This is a genomic window from Clostridium sp. Marseille-QA1073, from assembly GCF_054863625.1.
Genome location: NZ_JBSVQM010000008.1, coordinates 66,720 through 82,065 on the forward strand (window position 1 = coordinate 66,720; position 15,346 = coordinate 82,065).

General features: G+C 26.2%; 10 protein-coding genes and 1 riboswitch. Of the genes, 6 read left to right on the top strand and 4 right to left on the bottom strand.

What is annotated here, in order from left to right; all coding sequences use genetic code 11:
* Nucleotides 1–422 precede the first annotated feature (422 nt).
* A complete protein-coding gene (locus ACY1IQ_RS09255; RefSeq protein WP_461613671.1) occupies nucleotides 423–2,558 on the top strand; it encodes a HelD family protein in 2,136 nt (711 codons plus the stop codon).
* 209 nt (nucleotides 2,559–2,767) lie between these two features.
* On the opposite strand, the gene ACY1IQ_RS09260 is transcribed toward ACY1IQ_RS09255, so the two are convergent.
* Nucleotides 2,768–3,055, bottom strand: a complete 288-nt coding sequence (locus ACY1IQ_RS09260; protein WP_461613672.1) for a hypothetical protein — start codon at nucleotides 3,053–3,055, stop codon at nucleotides 2,768–2,770.
* A gap of 290 nt (nucleotides 3,056–3,345) precedes the next feature.
* Between ACY1IQ_RS09260 and ACY1IQ_RS09265 the strand changes: the two genes are divergently transcribed.
* From ACY1IQ_RS09265 to ACY1IQ_RS09275, 3 genes are all read left to right on the top strand, one after another.
* The gene (locus ACY1IQ_RS09265; protein ID WP_461613673.1) at nucleotides 3,346–5,106 is read left to right on the top strand and encodes a MutS-related protein; all 1,761 of its coding nucleotides are present in this window, start codon (nucleotides 3,346–3,348) and stop codon (nucleotides 5,104–5,106) included.
* A gap of 82 nt (nucleotides 5,107–5,188) precedes the next feature.
* Entirely contained in the window at nucleotides 5,189–6,571 is a 1,383-nt protein-coding gene (locus ACY1IQ_RS09270; protein ID WP_461613674.1) for a bifunctional metallophosphatase/5'-nucleotidase, read from the top strand.
* A gap of 185 nt (nucleotides 6,572–6,756) precedes the next feature.
* Nucleotides 6,757–8,268 (top strand): putative polysaccharide biosynthesis protein, encoded by a 1,512-nt coding sequence (locus ACY1IQ_RS09275; RefSeq protein WP_461613675.1) that lies wholly within the window; start codon nucleotides 6,757–6,759, stop codon nucleotides 8,266–8,268.
* 451 nt (nucleotides 8,269–8,719) lie between these two features.
* Here ACY1IQ_RS09275 and ACY1IQ_RS09280 read toward each other — a convergent pair whose 3' ends face one another.
* Nucleotides 8,720–9,829, bottom strand: coding sequence for a PRK06851 family protein (locus ACY1IQ_RS09280; RefSeq protein ID WP_461613676.1), 1,110 nt, complete (start codon nucleotides 9,827–9,829; stop codon nucleotides 8,720–8,722).
* Between the two features lie 684 nt (nucleotides 9,830–10,513).
* The gene (locus tag ACY1IQ_RS09285) at nucleotides 10,514–11,701 is read right to left on the bottom strand and encodes a cation diffusion facilitator family transporter (RefSeq protein ID WP_461613677.1); all 1,188 of its coding nucleotides are present in this window, start codon (nucleotides 11,699–11,701) and stop codon (nucleotides 10,514–10,516) included.
* 253 nt (nucleotides 11,702–11,954) lie between these two features.
* Between ACY1IQ_RS09285 and ACY1IQ_RS09290 the strand changes: the two genes are divergently transcribed.
* Nucleotides 11,955–13,256, top strand: coding sequence for a M18 family aminopeptidase (locus ACY1IQ_RS09290; RefSeq protein ID WP_461613678.1), 1,302 nt, complete (start codon nucleotides 11,955–11,957; stop codon nucleotides 13,254–13,256).
* A 238-nt stretch (nucleotides 13,257–13,494) separates the two neighbouring features.
* Nucleotides 13,495–13,594, top strand: a riboswitch (purine riboswitch).
* 61 nt (nucleotides 13,595–13,655) lie between these two features.
* Complete coding sequence (gene add / locus ACY1IQ_RS09295) at nucleotides 13,656–14,648, top strand: adenosine deaminase (protein ID WP_461613679.1); 993 nt, start codon at nucleotides 13,656–13,658, stop codon at nucleotides 14,646–14,648.
* A gap of 25 nt (nucleotides 14,649–14,673) precedes the next feature.
* Here the strand turns inward: add and ACY1IQ_RS09300 are convergent, their stop codons facing one another.
* Nucleotides 14,674–15,174: a GNAT family N-acetyltransferase gene (locus ACY1IQ_RS09300; protein ID WP_461613680.1), complete on the bottom strand. Its 501-nt coding sequence runs from the start codon at nucleotides 15,172–15,174 to the stop codon at nucleotides 14,674–14,676.
* Between the last annotated feature and the right edge of the window lie 172 nt (nucleotides 15,175–15,346).

Genomic DNA, 15,346 nt, shown 5'->3' on the forward strand with positions numbered 1-15,346 from the left:
ACATAGTTACATTGTTACATTAAAATTTACATGGAGAATTTATTTTATAATATAATAGAGCAGTACTAGAAATATTTTATGTAATTTGGTAGAGTAAAATAAAGATAATTCACTAGATTTATATACGAAGGTTTATGTTAATACTATTTAATATAAACCTTTATATTTTTTAAACACTAATAAAGTACATTCAAAAAATAGTTAGTTAATCATCAATTTCTTTATCATACTGTTTGTCATAATTTGGGCTATCATAGAAATTATCTATCTGCTTAATGCAAAATATAATTCACATCTTTGAACTGCTATTTTATTTTAGATATCTAATATTATTTAATTTTACATATAATGAGAATTTAATCTTACACAATTATAGTAATGTTAAAATCTTATATTACTTTATTAAGAAAGGAAATGATATTTTGCACAAGAAAGAAATAGAAGAAAAACTTAGAAAAGAATTGGAATTTTCATTGGAAGAAGAAAAGTTAAAAGAAGTTATAGAAGTATTGAATCAAGAGATATTACAGAACTTAGAAAAACGTAAAGAGGTTACTAAATATATATTAGACTATAGAAAAGGGATTCTTGATGAATATAAAGATGATGAGGATAAAATAATAGAATACTTTGATCATGAAAGATTTGTTAAAGAAGAGGCATTTAAAACTATAGATAGAAAGCTCAAAGAATTTAACATACTTAAAAGTTCTCCTTATTTTGGAAGGATAGATTTTAGAGAAGAAGATTTTGGTGTTGAAAAAATTTATATAGGACGTTTTGGAGTGACACCAGAGGACAGCTTTGAACCTCTTATTATAGATTGGAGAGCACCTATAGCATCACTTTTTTATAATGGAACCCTAAATGAAGCACATTATGAAGCACCTATGGGAAGAGTAAAAGTAAATATATTAGCAAGAAGGCAGTTTATAATTAAAAAGAGTATTTTAGAAGGAATGTTTGACTCAGATATAAATATTAATGATGAAATACTTCAAATGGTATTAAGTAAAAATTCTTCTGAAAAACTAAAAGATATAATTATGACCATACAGAAAGAACAGGATGATATTATAAGAGAAGAAAAAAATAAAGTAGTTGTGGTTGATGGAGTAGCAGGAAGTGGAAAAACCACTATAGCTCTTCATAGAGTGGCATATCTTTTATATAATTATAGAAATCTTTTAGAAGATAAGGTACTAATTCTAGGACCTAATAGTATATTTATGGATTATATTTCTGAGGTATTACCTAGTCTTGGAGAAAGTGGAGCAAAACAAAATACTTTTTTAGATTTTGCATTAGACCTTTTAGATATTGAAGAAGTATTAACATTAAAAGAAGTCATGGAAAAAATATTAAAAGGTGATGAAGAATTTGGTAAGGATATAGCTTATAAAGCCTCTTTAGACTATAAAAATTATCTAGACAATTATATAGAAAATCTTAATAAAGGTTACTTTGAATATAAGGACATTATCTTTAGAGATAAGATAGTTATACCTAAAGATGAAATGGAAAAGATGTTTAATGTCTACTTTAGTAGTTTACCTTTATTTAGACGTAGTAAGAAAATAAAAAGAATTATATACTCTAAACTAAAAGATGTCAGAGATGAAGAGTTTAGAGAAATTGAAAAGAAATATAAAGAAGAAAAAGAGGCTATTCCTAAAGATGAATTACTACTTAATATAAATAACTTAGATTTTCAAAGAAAGCTTAGAATAAGAGAGCTTATCCAAGATTTAATGAGCCTAAAAAAGAATTTAACTTATTTAAACTCACCAGATATTCTCAAGTTATATAATGAAATTAATAATAATAAAGAGCTACATGAAGGTGACTTAGGTGCAATACTTTATTTAAAGGTTAAATTGGAAGGGCTAAAATTAAAAGAAGAAATTAAGCATATAGTAATTGATGAAGCTCAAGATTATTCACTTCTACAAATTATTGCAATTAAAGAATTAACTAGATGTAAATCTTTTACTATTGTAGGAGACAGCAATCAAAGAATACTTCCTATTCAAGGTAAAGTGGCCATATCAAATATGGAAGATTATATTGAAGATTTCGATGTAGAACATTTTGACCTTCATAAGAGTTATCGTTCTACTAGAGAAATAATGGAATATGCTAATAATTTTTTAACTAATAGTAACATAGTACCATTAGTTAGAAGTGGTAAAGAAGTTAAAGAAATAAATTTAGAAAATAGCGATGAGTTAAATGATAAAATAGTTGAAATAGTTGATAATATGAGAAGTGAAAAATTAGAAAATATTGCTATTATTACTTACAACAATGAAGAGGCACGTGAACTAAATGAAGGATTAAAACATAAGTTGAATTTTAAATTAATAGATAAAGATTATATACAATACTCTCATGGTGTTGTAGTAATACCTTCTTATTTTGCAAAAGGACTAGAGTTTGATGGAGTAATAATAGTTAAAGAAAATAATTTTATAGAAGAAGGATATAGTAATGCTAACAAATTGATGTATGTAATGGCGACAAGAGCACTACATCAACTATATGTAATAAGTAAATAGTTTATAGCTTAAATCAATGCACAATTCAAAGTTCATAATTTACAATGCAGAGGAAATTAGTTTTGATTGAATTAATTTCTTTAACTATTTTTTATTAGCAATGCAATTGCTAGTTTTTCACCTATGGGTAACAGTTTAATCAATAGAGAATTGAGAATGGAAAATTCACAATTAATGAATAAAAAAATCGTGATTCAATCACGATTTTTTTATCTTATTATAGCAATTAACCTTTCAATCCAGAATAAAGTGAGTATACCAGCAGTAAAGAAAAATAACCTTCCCTCTTTTTTCTTATTTCTAGCATATATAGTCTTTATTCCAATAAATATAAAACCTACTATTAAAAATCCGTTAGCAACTAAAATTGATATAATTTTTTGCTCTTCATTGAGATTCTCATAAAATATAGAAAAAATACTAACCACAATAGCTATAAAAGGAAATCCCAAAGTAGTTATTTTATATATTAAAGAGTTTTCATTTTTAAAATCCATAAATTAAGTCATCCTTTCATAATTTTTATACAACTAAATAGTATATAACATTTTAATTTATTATAAAAGTCATATATATTATTATAAAAATAAATTCTACTAAAGTATTTTAAGTAAAGATAGGCAAATTATAAAGTTTATTTAAGAAAAACAGCAATAGATTACATAAAAGTTTACTATAATACGATATTATTTTGTCATATAATCGGCAAATTTATAAAAAATTCCTATAGTTTAAAAATGTGATACCATATTTATAGGATTTTATAACAGACAAGGGAGATAGAAAGATGAAACAAAAAATACTTATGTGTAAAGCTGCCTTTATGTTTTTTCTAGGATTAATGGGCGGAGGTATACTAGGAACATTAATACTGGGAAGAGAAAAAGGCGTACTATATTATCAAATAGGAATTCCACTATGCATATTATTAGCAATAATTGCTATTTACTTTTATAGCAAAGAAAAGAGATATAAAAAAATACTTTATTTAAAAGAAAACTGGCCTAATGAAGTAGAAACTAAAAGAGATTTTAATAAAATTGTTAAGTTTTTTAAAGATATAAGCATTGATTTTTATGGTAAAAAGATAGGGTATACTATTGATGATCAAACTGCTAATGATTTAGACTTAAATGATGTTTATAAAAAGATTGATAGTACAATTACAACAGCAGGACAGCACATGCTTTATCATATTTTAAGAACTCCTAAATTAAAAAGGGAAGAACTTAAAAATAGAGATGAGATTATAGAATTATTTCAAAATGATAATAAGATAAGAGAAGAAATTCAAGTTAATTTGACTAATTTAGGAAAACAGGGAAATGGAGATATAATAAATTTATTTAATAGTACAACTAAAGTAGATAAAATGAAGAAATATGTTTATAGTTTTTTAGCTCTAATACCAATAGTGGCAGGAGCGAGTTATTTTATTGTAGGCAGTAAAGCTATTTTATATATGATTATATCATTTACTGTTAATACTTTTATCCATCATAAATCCACTAGCGAAATAGTGGATGAAGTAGATTCTATCGCTTATCTAGGAAACTTAATATCTATAAGTAAAAATTTATGTAAAATTAAAAATCAACAGTTAGAGGATAAAATTAAAAATATAAATGATAATTTAAAATATTGCAATACAATAGATAAAAAAGCTATATTCTTATCTTCCGCTGAAGGTGTAGATATTTTAATGGATTATGTAAATAGCATATTCTTAACGAAAATTAGAGCCTATTATAGCATAATTGAAATAATACAAAAAAATAGGGAGCATTTAATAGAAGTATATAGTACTTTAGGTGAACTAGATGCTTTAATTGCTGTAGCGGCATATAGGGAAAGAGTAAAGGGATATTGTAAACCAAATTTTGTAGACAATGATCAATATATATCAATAGTTGAGGGAGTCCATCCTCTTATTGATGAACCAATAGCAAATAGCGTAACCCTTGATAAAAAAGGTATTATACTTACCGGATCAAATATGTCTGGTAAATCTACATTTTTAAGAACTATAGGAATTAACATATTATTAGCTCAAACAATATATACTGTATGCGCTAAAGAATATAAAGGAAGCTATTTTAAATTATTAACTTCTCTTAGTATTACGGATGATGTAAATAGTGGTAAAAGTTATTATTTAGGAGAGGCGGAAGCATTACTTAGAATTTTAAATTCTTTAGAAGGAAATATAACTACATTTTGTATGATAGATGAGATATTTAGAGGCACAAATCCTATTGAAAGGGTTGCATCATCAACAGAAATTATTAAATATATTATGGATAGAAACGCTTTAGCACTTATAGCAACTCATGATTTAGAACTTACAGAGGTTGCTAAAGATAAGTATGAATGCTACTATTTCTCAGAATTAGTAGATGAAAAAGAAGGATTAAAATTTGATTATTTAATGAAAAAAGGAGTATCTCCAACAAGAAATGCAATTAAGCTCTTAAAATTTATAGGATATCCTGAAGAAATAATTGAAGGAGCTAATGAGAGAGTAACTATGGCATTAAAAAGTCAATAACAAAGCTATATATTTACTAGAGAATATATAAAATAAAGTTGATTAAATGTTGAAAGTTCAACATATTATGGAGGTTGGGAGAATGGAATTAACTATACTTCATACCAATGATATTCACAGTAATTATGAGAACTTTTCTAAAATAGTATCTAAAATAGAAGAATTAAAAGATGAAAATACTATAATTCTTGATGGAGGAGATTTTGCTGACTTTAAAAGAATGGAGTTACAGGGAACCGATGGAATTGCTGCAGTAGATTTATTAGAGTATAGTGGATATGATGCAATATCTATAGGAAATAATGAGACTTTTAATGGACTTGATATACTAACGAGTATGGCAACTGCATCAAAGGTTCCATTTTTAGGCTGTAATCTTTATAAACTAGGATTTGAGAATATTAAAGGAGTTAAAAAGAGTACAATAATAAATAAAAATGGTGTAAGAATTTTAATTATAGGGGCATCTCCTGACTTAGGAGTATTTAATACATTAAGTGGTATAGAAACCAAAGATCCCATAGAGTGTATAAAGGAAGAAATAAGATTACATAGTGGAGACTATGATTTATGTCTAGTCTTATCTCATTTGGGAATGGATAAGGATAGAGAAATTGCAGAAAAGATAGATGAGGTTAATGTAATAATAGGAGGTCATTTTCACATATTAATGGACAAACCAGAAATAATTAATAATACTATTATACATACCTCTGGATGTTACGGAGAGAATTTAGGGTTATTAAAAATTAAGATTTATAAAAATAGTGTAGAATTATTAGAAGGTAAAAATATAAATGTAAATACTTGCGATTTATGCAAAAATGTAATAAACATATTAAAAGAAAATAAAGAAAAAGCATTAGATAATTTAATGAAGCCATTATATAGCATTCCTATTGATTTATGGCATGATGTGGCAGAAGAAAATCCTATTACAAACTTACTTGCAGATGCCTTAGCTCATGTATTTAACTGTGATATAGGCATTATAAATAGCGGAGTAATTAATGGAGGGATTAGAAAGGGTGAAATTTCAAATAAAAAGATTTTTGAGATATGTACATCACCTTTAAATCCAACTTACTTTGAAATACAAGGAAAATATTTAAGAGAAGCTTTCCAGTGTTCCTTAGATAGCGATATTTGTTTTATGGATGGAAGTGGACCAGGTTTTAGAGGAAAATATTTAGGCAGAATTCATGTTTCTAAAGCATTAATAGAGCATGATGGTAGAAAGGTAAAGGATATTTTTATTAGTGGAGAAAAACTTCAAGATGATAAATGGTATAGAGTGGCAACATCAGATTATCTTCAAAGAGGAACAGGATATGAATCACTAAAAAATAATAGAAATGAAATATATAATAAAGAATACTTAAGAGATGTATTAAGAGAATATATGGGAAAAAGAGAATTTTTAGAGGAAGCTATTAAAGATAGATGGATATTAAAGAAAAATTAAAGATACTTTTATATTTTTAAAACATGGTTTAGAAACCATGTTTTTCTATTATCAACACTAATAATAGAGATTTATTTAAAATATGATTTTAGAACATTTTATTTAAGAAAGTTGTTAAATAATACTATTTAATATAGAATGATTATTATGAATTTAAAATATTTGATATAAAGAGAGGATTGGTTATGAAGGCACAATCTACAGGCAAAGGTTTTTTAGTATTATCTATATCTTCATTAATTGTAAAATTGATCGGATTATTGAATGTACCTATACTAAACATAATTATTACCACAGAAGGTTATAGTGTCTATAATATTGCCTATATGGTTTTTGCTTTTATATACACTATTAATTTAGGTGTATCTGTAGCAATATCTAAGGTAGTATCTCATTATACATCTATAGATAATGAAAAATCTTCTAGGCAGTGTTTTGAAAACGCAAAAATAATTATTTATATATTCGGTATTGGAATAGGATTAATTATGTTTTTCTTTTCAAAGCCTTTAGCAAACTTATTGAATTATCCTGAGGCATATTTAACAATAAAGATGCTTTCGCCTACAGTTTTGATATCAGGCATACTAGCGGCTTATAGGGGATACTTTCAAGGAAAGAGAAACATGATTCCTACAGCTATTTCAGAAATAGTTGAGCAAATTATAAATGTACCAGTGAGTTTATATTTTGCTTCAAAATGGATTGAAGGTGGTATAGTAAAAGGATGTGCAGGGACTACTATAGGATCTTTTATGGGAGCTCTAATAGCATTAATTTATTTAAGGATTCTTTTTATAAAATCAGAAAAAGAGAAATATAGCTATAGCTTTTTACCACATATAGTAAAGGAAATATTGAAATATGCTATTCCTATAGTCTTAATTTTGGGATTACAGCAATTTGTCAGTGTGGTGGATTCGGCGCAGATACAGGGGAGGCTATTGTATATTGGATTTGGTGAATCTAAAGCAAAGAAACTTTCTGGTATATTAGGGAATTTTAATACTTTAATTAATGTACCTATGACTGTAATCTCTTCATTATCTACAGCATTACTTCCATCTATAACTTCTTCTTTAGCATTAAAGGATGATATAAATTTACAAAATAAAATATCCTATGGATTTAAACTTTGTATATTAATTTCAATACCAGCATTTGCAGGACTTACAGTTTTAAGTTCTCCTATATATAAAATGCTATATCCTACTGCGTCAGAAGGGTATATTCTTATGAAATATGGTGCCATTATTATATTATTATGGTCTATAATGCAAATTCAAGTTACTATACTTCAAAGTATGTCCAAAACATATAGATTGTTTTTACACATATTTATAGGAGATGTATTTAGAATAGTGGTAAACTATGTTTTAGTAGGAGTGCCTTCTATAAATATCAAAGGTGCAATAGTGGGAATAGGTATGGGTTTTTTAATTCCAGTTATTTTAAATCAATATTATATAAATAAGAAGTTAAATATAAAATTAAGATTATATAATTTTAGTTTAAAGGTAGTAATTTCATCTTTAATTATGGGAATAGGCTGTTATATTTTCCAAATCAATTTATTAAATATATTTAACAAAATAGTAAGTAGTGATTATATAGCTAATGTACTATCCGTATTAATTTCAGTACTTTTGGGTATTGGAATCTATGGCTTTTTAGTATATGTACTAGGAAGCAGTTAAAAAAGAAGAAATTAAATTTTTTATAAAACGGTAATAGATATATAGATAAACTACCTTAAAAATTAATTTATAGCTAAACTTTATTCAATTGAGAATTGAAAATGGACAATTGACAATTAAGGTGAAAATTAATTTTTATAAATTAATTTTTTAAAAAGAATGAATTTAAAACTTTTCTTATAAAAGAAGTATCAATAATTGTTCATTGCCAATCGTTAATTCTTAATTTTATATTAATGTAAACTTAAATAATTTAATAGCACAATTTTATATGAATTCATAGATTAAATTTGGAACTGGTATATCTATATAGATGGAAATATAGTATATATTTTAACTATTAAAACAAAATAAGGTTTAAATTTAAAATAACCGCACAACCATTAAATTTGGAAGTGCGGTTCTCTTAAAACTAAGTATATTTAAATAATTTTACATCTAATATATAAATTTATTTAGTATTGTTTTCTTTTAAATATTCTTCTTCATATTTTAATAATTTATTTATAACTTCATTTGTTACAGCATTGACTTTTTCAAAATCCATATTTGGTATATATAATTTTTCAAGTTCATCATGTAATGCCTTAGCATTTTCTATACAAGATAAAGCTTTATTTAATAGTATATAAAAGGTGTTTTTTACCTGTTCGATTTCATCCTTATTTTTTTCTATAGAAGATGAATTAAGGAAACTACTCATGTCGAATATTCTTCCATCAAAAGTAAGTTTATTAATTTCATTTGAAGTAATAATAGCTGTATTTAATTCAGGGATTAAAACATGTTCAATCTTATCTGGCATTAGTGGAGTATGAAGTACTTCTACATAATATCCTCTTCTAACACCTTCTTCATATAAGTACTGAAGAACATCAGTCTTTCCTGTACCAGGAGGACCTTTTAAAATATATATATTTTCATAGTCTTCAATTAAATTTGTTATAAAGCTTATGACTCCAGCTGGAGTAAAGGCAGTAGCGAATAAATGTCTGTCATAGCCTAATTTAGAGATATCTTTTTTAAATATGGTATTTTTTAATTCCTCTTTAAATACATTTATTTTGTTCATGTTCAAAGCATCATTATTGAAAGTATACCAGTCTTCATAAATATCTTTTGCAGCAGCTAAAAACCTGTAAGCTCTTTTGAAAGTTTTACCTATTTTTTTATTACTATCAATAATTAAATCTTTAGAATCTTTAAAATCATCTTCTCTCCAACATTCACCCATGTTTAATATTTCATCTACTGCACCAGGATTTATTGGATCAACCACATGAGGTGATGTTGCATCTAACAGTGCAACATTAAGTCCTTTAACTACAACTCCATCTAGAGAATTGCTGTCAGAGGAACAATGATGATATTCTACAGTATATCCCTTTTCTAAAAATAAATTGCCAACTTTTTTCATTAATGAAGATTTTCCAGTACCAGGACCACCCTTTATACATATAATTCTTCTAGCTTCATCTTGAGAAAGAATATATCTGTAAAGTGAATAAAATCCTTTAGATGTATTCCCACCTAAAAAATAGTGCCTTTGCTTTTTTAACATATAAGATCACACTCCATAATTTCATATCAGTATATGATATTCATTTATTTGCAAAAAGTTAACATGTAATACTTTTAAATGTATGCAACCTATATTATACTATAAACCGAAGAAATGGTTAACATTTATGTGCAATATTAGCAAATCAATGGATTTTATATGATGATTTTAGAAAATATAAATCAAGTTTTCAATATAAATGAAAAATGAAGTATTATGGTTAAAAGTTCGCCGTCAAAGCCTTTGAAGTGTTTTAGAATAAATTTTATTTTAGAAATTCACTAAGAGTGAATTTTTTCCTAAATCCTTCATCTTTAATTATTAATCTTTAATTTTTAAGGAGCTAAGCTATTTTTATAGAAAATTTATTTTCCATAATATATTTTAAATTTTCATATTAAATCCTGATAGCAAATACATTTATGTTTGTATTAAACCTTAACTTTATTGCAACTTATATAAGATATTAAATTTTATATAATAATATATATTCTTTGTTAAAGATAAAAATATTATTTTAAAAATTTATTATGATGTAATATAAAATTGAAATTTGAGAAATTAATATAGATTAGTAAGATTATAAAAAGATATATATTTAATTTATAAAATAATCCCATGTACAAATTTTGTACATGGGGTTTGTAATTAATATAAATTTTAATGAAGTACTATAGTCTTTTCTTATTCCACTCCAAGATAATCTTTATCTATAGTTATAATAACATTATATTTGGAGTGAATTTTTTTAATTGAATTATCTATATCTTTAATCAGCTTATGCTCTTCATCTTTTGATAGATGATGGCTTACATCTATAACTGCATCAAAAATTAAGTTTTTAATCTCACCTTCTCCTACAACTCTAAAGTCATGTATAGATTTTATTATAGGAAATTCTTCTAAAACTTCATTTAGTATATTTTTATCATTTAAAACATCTTCACTATTTGTATTAATAGGATCCATGTGAATAACTAAATAAATATCAAGTTCTTTAGAAACTTCTTTTTCTGCTTTATCTATAATTTCATGAATTTTTACTATAGAAATATTACAAGGTACTTCAGCATGTATTGAAGCTATTATTCTTCCAGGTCCGTAATTATGAATCATTAAATCATGTACACCACATATATTGTCATAACTTAATACTGATTTTTGAATACTTTCTACTAATTCTTTATCTGGTGCCATACCTAATAATGGATTTAGAGTATCTTTTACTAAATTATAACCTGCATAAAGGATTATCAATGATACTACAATTCCCATGTATCCATCTAGTGGAAATGAAAAAAAATTAGAGAGTACGAAAGATAATGCTACAGTGCTTGAAGATATAACATCACTTAAAGCATCTACAGATGAAGCTTTAAGTGCAGAAGAATTGATAGTTTTTCCAACATATCTATAAAAGCTACTAAGCCATATTTTAAATAAAATAGATACTAAAATTAATAAGAATGGTATTAGAGAAAAATTTACTGGTGTTGGGTTTTTAATTCTTTCTATTGAACTTAAAATAAATTGAAATCCTACAATCATTACAATAAATGCTACAATAAGCCCAGAAATATATTCAATACGTCCATGTCCAAAAGGATGCTCTCTATCTGCAGGTTTACTAGCAAGCTTAAATCCAAAAATAGTTATTACTGATGAACCAACATCTGATAGATTGTTAAAGGCATCAGCTATTACAGCAATACTATTACTAAAAATACCTATTGTAACTTTTATTCCGAATAATAATAGATTTATCAATATACCTATAATTCCACCTAGATATCCATATTTTTCCCTTACATCTTTGTTTTTTACATTATCATAATCCTTTATGAATTTTCTTACAATTAATTTAGAAATCATCTAATCACCTCAATGAAGCATATTTATTATGACTAAATTATACCATAATATAATAAATATGTTTTAACAATACAATTAACTGTAAAAGATAAAATTGAATTTAAAATTTGTTTAAAGGGTTTTCTATATAGATTATAATTTAAAGAGTACTTTCAATAATTTATGCTATATCTTATTATTTCAAAAATTCATAGAAATATTATGGAGAAATTTGTTATACTAAAGGTAATAGATATTTTCGGAGGTGTATAAAATGTCACAACAATTAGAGTTTGCAAGAGACCTTATTGATTTTTTATATGAAAGTCCAACTGCTTTTCATGCAGTTAAATCAATTAAGGAAAGATTAAATAAAGCTGGATTTAGAGAAGTTAAAGAAGAAGATAAATGGAATCTAGAAAAAGGTGGAAAATACTATACAACTAAAAATAATTCAGCATTAGTTGCTTTTGTTGTAGGTAATGGAGAAATAGAAGAACAGGGATTTAAACTAGTAGGTGCTCATACAGATTCACCAGGATTTAGAGTAAAACCAAATGCTGAAATGACCGTAGAAAACTCTTATGTAAGACTAAATACAGAAGTTTATGGTGGCCCTATATTAAGTACTTGGTTTGATAGACCTTTAGCTATAGCAGGAAGAGTGGTTTTAAAAGGTGAAAGTATACTTTATCCAAAAACAACACTTATCAATATAAATAAACCATTATTAATTATACCTAATATAGCTATACATATGAATAGAGAGGTAAATAAAGGTTTTGATATAAATGCTCAAAAGGATACATTGCCAGTTTTATCATTAGTAAATGAAAGTTTAGAAAATGGCAATTATTTATTAAATGCATTGGCTGAGGAATTAAAAGTATCTAAGGAAGAGATTATTGACTTTGACTTATATCTTTATGAATATGAAAAAGGAAGCATAATAGGACTAAATAATGAATTTATATCTAGTGGAAGATTAGATGACCTTCAAATGGTTCATGCAGGAATTGAGGCATTAATAAAAGCTGATATTACTAAAGGAACTAATGTTATGGTTTGTTATGATAATGAAGAAGTGGGAAGTTCAACTAAACAAGGTGCGGATTCTGACATGCTATCTAATATATTAGAAAGAATAGTACTATCTCAAGGGAAAGGTAGAGAAGAATTCTTTAGAGCATTAGCTAAATCTTTCATAATTTCTGCAGACAATGCTCATGCCGTTCATCCTGCTGCACCAGATAAACATGATCCAACAAACAGACCACTTATGAATAAAGGTCCAGTTATAAAAATAAATGCAAATCAAGCATATACTACTGATAGTGATTCTGATGCAGTTTATGAGGAGATTTGTAAAAGTGCGGCAGTACCTGTACAAAAGTTTGTCAATCGTTCAGACTTAAGAGGTGGTAGTACTATAGGACCTATAAACTCAACACACATTAACATTCGCTCAGTAGATATAGGAAATCCTACTTTAGCTATGCACTCAATAAGAGAACTAGCTGGAGTAGAAGACCATACTTATGTAATGAAATCTTTTATAGAATTTTACAATCTATAATTTTCAATTAATAAAATAGACCAGTATACTGGTCTATTTTTAAATTAAAGAATTATAAATTGCATAAGTGTCTTTGTCACTTCAAAAAAATCATTCAAAACTTCTTCTGCAAGGAAAAGTATCCTTAATTGTCCATTGTCAATCGTCAATTCTCAATTGTATAACTCTTGACTATAACTTTTATTATGATATAATAATATAAATTTTATATAAATATTTTATAATATGCTTTAATAATATAAAATATTTATAATATCTTCGTATAACCCCAATAATATGGTTTGGGGGTCTCTACCAGGAATCCAAAATTCCTGATTACGAAGAAGATACCTTATGGGTATTTTCTTCGTAATCAGGATTTTTTATTCTTTAACATTTATTATAGAAAAGGGGAGTAATATGGAATTGATAAAGTTACCTAAAATCGAACTACATTGCCACTTAGATGGTAGTGTTAGACCTGAAACAATTGTTGATATAGCACAGAAAGAGAATATAAATATTCCTAGTTCAGACATTAATATTATTAGAAATATGATGATTGCACCTTTAGAATGTACCTCACTTTCTGAATACTTAGAAAGGTTTGCATTACCTATAGATATTATGCAGTCTAAGGAAAGTTTAAGAAGAGTTGCTTATGAACTTATGGAAGATGCATCGAAAGAAAATACAAAATATATTGAAATTAGATTTGCACCACTACTTCATACTAAAAAAGGATTAACTATTGAAGAAATAATATCAAGTGTACTGGAAGGAATTAAAGATGGAGAAAATGATTATGATATCAAAGGTAATTTAATACTATCTTGTCTAAGGAATGCTCCTGTAAATACTGTTTATGATGTGGTTGAAGCGGGAAGAAAGTTCCTAGAAAAAGGTGTAGTAGCTATAGATTTATGTGGTAATGAAGAAGCAGAATTTTCTAAAAGATACATAGAGCCTATTGCATTAGCAAGAGAATATGGATATAGAGTTACTATTCATGCTGGTGAAACAGGAATTGGAAAAAATGTGTTAGATGCCGCAAAAATGCTTAAAGCTGAAAGAATAGGTCATGGAGTTTTTATAAAAGATTGTTCTGAAGCTTATGATATTGTAAAGAATAATGGAATCACACTTGAAATGTGTCCAACCAGTAATATTCAAACTAAGGCGGTAAATTCTTACGGAGATCATCCTATCTTTAATTTTTACACTGATGGAATAAAAGTGACAGTTAATACTGATAATAGAACTGTGTCAGATACAACCTTAAACAATGAATATGATGCTATATTTAAAGAATTTAGTTTAAACTATGAAAATTATAAAGAACTTTATTATAATAGTGTTAATGCAGCCTTTGTTAATGAAAAAATGAAGGAAGAATTAAGAAAATTTATATAAGCATTATTCGCAAAGTCGTGATTTATCACGACTTTTTATATATCATGCAATATTGAATTACATCACTATTGGTCAAGTTTATATTCTTTACAAGTTTAAAGCCAAAATGAGTATATAAATTTACATTTTTTACATTTTGAGTTTCTAAAGTACAACAGACTTTTCTTTCATCAGCTTCTTTTAAAATCTCATTCATAATCGTGCTCATATATTTTTTACCTCTAAAATTTTTTTGAACAACAATAAGATCTAGATGAATATATTCATTTTTTATTATATCTTTTATCCAAGCAGAACTCATTTTTTGTAGAGTAAAAAATCCTTTTATAAATGTTTTTACAGTTACATATTTACATATCTTAAAAGATTTTAATGTAGCTATAAAAACTTTAGAGATATATTGAAATGATGAGGTGAATTTTTCTGAATGAAATATAAGAGCAATGGCTTCCATATCTTCAGAGGTGCTATATAAACTACTATAATCGTAAAGCAATTCAATATAATTCTCAAAGAATATGTTCAATGCATCTAGCCTATTAGAAGTATGAGGAAGTATGTGTTCATATAGAGGATCATCTAAGAATTCCCTTGCAAAAATCTTTGAGGCCTTTTTTAAATCTTTTCTTGAGAGTTTAACTAAATTACAAATAATCCCACTCCTAAACTTTTTATTTTTAATTATTATAACTCATTAA

Bases quoted from the DNA above. Each gene is read 5' to 3' on its own strand.
- ACY1IQ_RS09270 (WP_461613674.1), top strand. From the start codon at position 5,189: ATGGAATTAACTATACTTCATACCAATGATATTCACAGTAATTATGAG.
- ACY1IQ_RS09285 (WP_461613677.1), bottom strand. From the start codon at position 11,701: ATGATTTCTAAATTAATTGTAAGAAAATTCATAAAGGATTATGATAAT.
- ACY1IQ_RS09290 (WP_461613678.1), top strand. From the start codon at position 11,955: ATGTCACAACAATTAGAGTTTGCAAGAGACCTTATTGATTTTTTATAT.
- ACY1IQ_RS09275 (WP_461613675.1), top strand. From the start codon at position 6,757: ATGAAGGCACAATCTACAGGCAAAGGTTTTTTAGTATTATCTATATCT.
- add (WP_461613679.1), top strand. From the start codon at position 13,656: ATGGAATTGATAAAGTTACCTAAAATCGAACTACATTGCCACTTAGAT.
- ACY1IQ_RS09280 (WP_461613676.1), bottom strand. From the start codon at position 9,829: ATGTTAAAAAAGCAAAGGCACTATTTTTTAGGTGGGAATACATCTAAA.
- ACY1IQ_RS09265 (WP_461613673.1), top strand. From the start codon at position 3,346: ATGAAACAAAAAATACTTATGTGTAAAGCTGCCTTTATGTTTTTTCTA.
- ACY1IQ_RS09260 (WP_461613672.1), bottom strand. From the start codon at position 3,055: ATGGATTTTAAAAATGAAAACTCTTTAATATATAAAATAACTACTTTG.